Origin of the sequence: Pseudomonas sp. RGM2987 (assembly GCF_022952855.1) — a bacterium.
Taxonomy (GTDB): domain Bacteria; phylum Pseudomonadota; class Gammaproteobacteria; order Pseudomonadales; family Pseudomonadaceae; genus Aquipseudomonas.
Genome location: NZ_JALJDX010000067.1, coordinates 1 through 6,036, shown reverse-complemented (window position 1 = coordinate 6,036; position 6,036 = coordinate 1). Strand labels below are relative to the sequence as shown.

General features: G+C 62.8%; 1 protein-coding gene. It reads right to left on the bottom strand.

The window, feature by feature from the left end; genetic code table 11:
* Positions 1–151 precede the first annotated feature (151 nt).
* Positions 152–5,767, bottom strand: coding sequence for a putative Ig domain-containing protein (locus tag RGM2987_RS00670; protein WP_245138192.1), 5,616 nt, complete (start codon positions 5,765–5,767; stop codon positions 152–154).
* Positions 5,768–6,036: the final 269 nt, after the last annotated feature.

The following is a 6,036-nucleotide window of genomic DNA, read 5'->3' as shown; positions in this document are numbered from 1 at the left end:
ACGCCCGCTCCCACAGTGGATTTTGGGTGTTCATTGGTTCTGCGCCTGTCACCAATCCCCTGTGGGAGCGAGCCTGCTCGCGATGGCGGTGGATCAGCTGGCATCGGTGTTGGATGTGCTGTCGCTATCGCGGGCAGGCCTTTCTTCATACTCAGGCGGTGAAGTCGCTGGCGTGCAGCTCCTTGACGCCGACCAGTTCGAATTCGAACTCGGGGGTGGCGTTGGCGTTGGTGCTGCCGGAGAGGATGCCGTCGGCGAAGCGCAGTTGGCCGGTGGCGTTGGTGGGGTCGAAGGCGTTGCTGCCGATGAAGGTAAAGGCGTCGATGCTGGGCGTCAGCGGGTTGGCGTCCAGGCCGGTGAGGTCCAGGTGATCGCCCTCGGTGGTCTTGAAGCCGTTGATCACATCGCGCAGGGCCCCGACGCCCATTTCCGACAGCGAATTGAACACATAGGTGTCCGCCCCGGTGCCGCCAGTGAGGTTGTCGGTGCCGACGCCGCCGATCAACCGGTCATCCCCCGAACCACCCACCAGCGTATCGTTGCCCGCGCCACCGTTCAGGATGTTCCCCGCACTGTTGCCCGACAGCGTATCGGCATAGGCGCTGCCGGTCAGGTTCTCGATGAATTTCAAGGTATCGAGCCCGGAGCCCACGGTGTTCTGTTGCGTGGACGTCGAGAGGTTGACGGTGACACCGGACAGCGCCCGCTCGAAGGACGCGGTGTCGTTGCCATCGCGCCCGTCCAGCACGTTGTTGCCGGCACCGGCGAACAACGTGTTGTCCAGGGCGTTGCCCGTGCCGTTGGCCGCACCGGCGCTGTCGATATACAGGTTCTCGACGTTGTTGCCCAGGGTATACGCCGCCAGGCTGCTGTGGACGCTGTCGATCCCGCCCGGCAGCGGGTTGGCGTTGGTCTCGATCACCGTGTCATCGACGTTGTCGACGTAGTAGGTGTCGTTGCCATCGCCGCCGCTCATGCTGTCCGCCCCGGCGGCGCCATCGAGCACGTTGTGGACGGCGTTACCGGTGATGAAGTTGCGTCGCTCGTTGCCGGTGCCGTCGATTTCCGAGACACCCGTGAGCACCAGGTTTTCCAGGTTCGCGCCCAGGGTCCAGCTGACCGAGGCTTTCACCGTATCGATCTGCGAGGCCGAGGTGTTGGTTTCCACCACGCTGTCGAAGGCGTTATCGACCACGTAGATATCGTTGCCATCGCCGCCGGTCATGGTGTCGGCGCCCAGGTCGCCATCGATCGTGTCGTTGCCAGAGCTGCCCACCAGGGTGTCCGCCTGGTCGGTGCCGACAATCATCCCGCCCTGGTTCTGGGCGTGGTCGAAAATGTCCTGCACGCTGTTGTTGTCGTTGGGATTGCCATGGAAGCCCAGGTCATCGGCGATGTAATCCGCCAGGCGCTGGCCGACAATTTCCGCCGACTCTTCATGCAGGTGCCAGACGTCATCGGGATACACCAGCGGATCGACTTCGTAGCGCAACGGCAGGTCGGTGTAGTCCACCGCCAGCTTGACGTCGGCGCGCTCGGCGGCGATGGCTTCCTGGGCGGCGCGGACATAGCCGACACCGTCCACAATCGAGGCAATCTTGTCTTCCGAATAACCCCGGGCTCGGGCCGCATCCTGCTCGTAGTGACCGGTTTCCATCAGGTACACATTGAAGTTGCCGAACTGAGCGTGCAGGTAGTCGAACACCTTCAGGGTCGCAGCCTTGTAAGCTGCTGCCGCCGCGGCCTTGTCGGTGGAGCGGGCGATCTCCTGGGCGGCTTCCTCGCCCTGGCCCCAGATGATGCCCATGGTCACGTTGTCGATGGCCTTGAGCTCGGTGAGCTGATCCTTCAGTAATGCCACGGCGCGCAGCAGCGCAGCCCCCGGCTGGTTGGTGTCGGTCAACCACCAGCACAATTTCAGTTCCTCGGCGCTCAGGGTCGAGAGGCCGTTGACCGTACTCCCGCCCACCGCAATATCGATCCCATTGCCATCGGCATCGGTGAACTGACTGCGTACGTCATAGGTGGTGTAGCGGTCCAGGTCGTTGACCAGCATCGAGGTGCCGGACTGATTGTCGTCCTCGGTCATGCGCAACAGTCGCGCATTGGACTGGCCGAGCGTGGGCAGGTAGAGAATGTCCTGCTGGGCGCGTTCGCCGAAGACGAAATCGCTGGCGGTCAAGGTGTTGAGGTAGTTGCCGCTCAGGGCGATTTCGAAGCGGTTGCCGTTGGCGTCGGCTTCCGCGGATTTGACGTAGGTCTTGTCGCCGGCCGCGTTCAACGTCATGTACAGCGTGCCGTTGCTGCCATCGCCGAGGCCGATGAAGCCCAGGCCCGACACGTCGATCTTGTCCACGCCCACGGTGAAGTCATAGATCGTGTCCGTGGCAGTGATGCCGCCGGTATCGTAGTCGCGGTAGCTGTCCTGCAAGTTGCTATAGCGGAAGGTGTCGGCACCGTCGCCGCCATACAGCGAGTCGCGCCCGGCGCCGCCGTCGACCGTGTCGGCACCGGTGCCGGCCTTGATCGTGTCGTCGCCTCCAAGGCCGAGGATCAGGTCCGCGCCGGTGGTGCCGTTGAGGGTTTCGCCGTTGTTGGTGCCGGTGATGGTGTTGGCGGGCGCATCGGCCACCGCCAGGGCGAAGCTGTCGCTGACCGACGCCCCGGAAGGATCGGTGGCCTTGACCAGTACGTTGTAGTTACCCGCCGCGGTGCTGGTCGGGGTTCCGGAGAAGGTCAGGTTGCTGGCGTTGAAACTCAGCCAGGCCGGCAGGGCGCTGCCATCGGCCAGGGTCGCGGTGTAGGTCAGCACATCCTGGTTGGCGTCGGTGAAACTGTCGTGGGTCACGGTGTAGCTGAACGGTGTGCGTTCGGTGGCGCTCTGGTCGAGCAGAGGGATCGCCACCACCGGTGCGATGTTGCCCGGCGTGTTCTGGTCGGCGAACACGAAATGACTGGCGGTCAGGCTGTTCAGCAGATTGCCCGCCAGGGACACTTCAAAGCGGTTGCCGTTGGCATCGACGGTGAGGTCCTTGAGGTAGGTCCGATTGCTCGTCGTGCTGTAGGTCACTTGCAGCGTGCCGTTGAGCCCATTACCCAGGCCCGTATAGCCGAGGGCCGCGACGTCGATCTTGTCGGCGGCCAGGTCGAAGTCGAGGATCTGGTCACTGGCGCTGGTGGAGCCGGTGCGGTAGCTGTCGAGCTTGGAGGTGTAGCGGAACACATCGGCGCCCGCACCGCCGGTGAGCTTGTCCACGCCGGTGCCGCCGACCAGGATGTCATTGCCGGCGCCGCCATTGAGCGTGTCGTTACCGGCGCCACCGAACAGCTGCTCGTTGGCGGCGGTGCCGGTCAGCGTGTCGTTGTTCGGCGTGCCGTTGATCACCGTGGGCGAGGCGGGCACGTCCTTTACCGCGAGGGTGAAGCTGTCGCTGACCGTGGCATTGCTGCCATCGGTCGCGGTGACCTGGATGGAGTAGGTGCCCGATGCCGTGTCGCTGGGCGTGCCGCTGAACGTGCGGGTGGCGGCATCGAATTTCAACCAGCTGGGCAGGGCGCTGCCATCGGCCAACCTGGCGCTGTAGCTCAGGCTGTCATTATCCGGATCGCTGAAACTGGTGGCCGGCACCACGTAGCTGAACGGCGTGTTCTCGGTGGCGCTCTGGTCCAGCAGCGGCGTCGCCACCACCGGCGCGTGGTTGGTCGGCGAGGTGGTGGCGAAGACGAAGTTGGCGCTGGTCAGCTTGTCGAGGAAATTGCCGTCCAGTGCCACTTCGAAGCGGTTGCCGTTGGCGTCGGCCTCCAGGGACTTGATGTAGGTCTTGGTTCCCGCGCTGTTGAGCACCAGGTACACGGTGTTGTTCTTGCCATCGCCCAGGCCGGTGAAGCCCAGGGCCGAGAGGTCGATCTTGTCGGCATTGATATCGAAGTCGGTGATCAGGTCGCCCAGGTTGGCGCCGCCGGTGTTGTAGTTGCGGTAGCTGTCCAGGCGGTTGGCGAACACGAAGGTGTCGGCTCCGGCACCGCCCGTGAGGGTGTCCATGCCGGCACCGCCATCAATCCTGTCATCGCCGGCGCCGCCGCTGAGGCTGTCGTTGCCCGCCAGGCCCAGCAGGGTGTCGGCCGAGTCGCTGCCTTGCAACGAATCGCTGCCGCTGGTGCCGGTGATCACCCGGTTGAAGATGAAGTTGCTGGCGGTCAGGGTGCTGGCGAGGTTGCCGGTGAGAATCAGTTCGAAACGATTGCCGCTGGCGTCGGCGTCGTAGTCCTTGATGTAGGTGCGGTTGTTGCTGGCGCTGTAGCTGACCTGCAAGGTGCCGCCGCGGCCGTTGCCCAGGCCGGTGAAGCCCAGGCCAGCCAGGTCGATCTTGTCCTGGGTGACGTCGAAGTCAGTGATGGTGTCGTCGAAGCTGGCGGTTGCATTGCGGTAGCTGTCGGACTGGGCGACGAAACGGAAGGTATCGGCACCCGTGCCGCCGGTGAGTTTATCAATGCCCGCACCGCCGACCAGGATGTCGCTGCCGGCAGCACCGTTGATGGTGTCATTACCGGCGCCGCCGTAGAAAATCTCACTGGCGGCGCTGCCCACCAGGGTGTCGTTGCCCGCCGTACCTTGCACGGTGGTCATCGGCACCGTGGCGCTGACGTAGCTGCCATCGCCATAGACCAGCGTGGCGCCCTTGCTGGTGTGGCTGATGGTGTTGGCAATGATCGCGTTGCGATCGGTGCCGTCCTCGTTGCGCTCGGCCACGCCGTAGGTCGACAGGTTGCTGCCGCTGATGATGTTGCCCTGGATGGTGTTGTCGCTGCCGTTGAAGTACTTGCCGGAGACGCCCAGGGTGTCGTCGTAGGACTGGATGATGATTTCCGGTACCGGGTTGGCCAGGGAGTTGTTGTTGAGGGTGTTGTCGATGATCTCGACATGGTTGCTGCCGTAGATGCGGATCCCGGCGCTGGCGTTGTCGTGGATGTCCACGCCGCTGACGTCGACATCGCTGGACAACTTGATCAGTACGCCCTCGGCGCCGTTGCCATAGACCTCGCCCCCGGTGATGGTGATGTTGCTGGGCGAGGGAATGTTCTCGCTGCCGCGCTGGACCACGATACCGTTGCCGCCGTTGTTATAGGCAACGTTATTGGTGAGGGTGAAGTCATGGGTGCTGGTCACGACGTTGAAGCCGTGCCGGTCGTTGTCGTAGGCGACGTTGTTTTCGAAGGTGCTGTCGCTGAGGAAGTCGGCGACGAAGCCATCCAGGCCATTGCCGTGGGACACGCTGTTCTTGATGACCATGTTGACGGTCTGCTCGTGCGGGTCGAAGCCGTACCCGGAGCAGTCCTTGATCTCGACACTGTCGATGGTGACGTTGGAATCGTAGCCTTCCTCGCCAGGAATATAGCCGTTGAACCAGCCGTCGATCTTGCCGGTGGTGTGGTCGCGGTTGCCGTCGATGGTGAGGTTGCTGATGCCGAAGTCGTGGGTTTCCTCGCCATAGGCCGAGCGGATGACCCCGGTGATCTTGGTGTCGGAACCGTCGGCCACCTTGACCGTGGTCTGGCCCATGCCGTCGCCGTACAGAGAGACGTTGCTCTTGAGCATCAGGCAACCGTCGGAAGGTTCCTCACCGCCGGAAACAATGTAGGTCCCGGCCGGCATATAGACCTGCCCGCCACCGGCGGCCGCTGCCGCATCGATTGCTTTCTGAATGGCCGCCGTGTCGTCAGTAACGCCATCTCCTTTGGCGCCAAAATTTTGTACGTTGAAAATCATGAGCTTATCTCCGTATCAGGCTAAAAACCTCGGTAGATGCCAATATTCCATCGGCGACCACCGAGTTAAGACCCAACGGAGCGCGAAAGTTGTGACCGCATATCGGGCAAGTGTCAAAAAACCGGATTACCGGATCAACGGTCGGGACGGGTTTTGCGGGTTGTAACGTTCTCTTGACGCTTTCGCTGGCTAAACACAAATCTCAATGTGGGAGCGGGCTTGCTCGCGAATGCGGTGTGTCAGATACCTAAATGGCGACTGATACACCG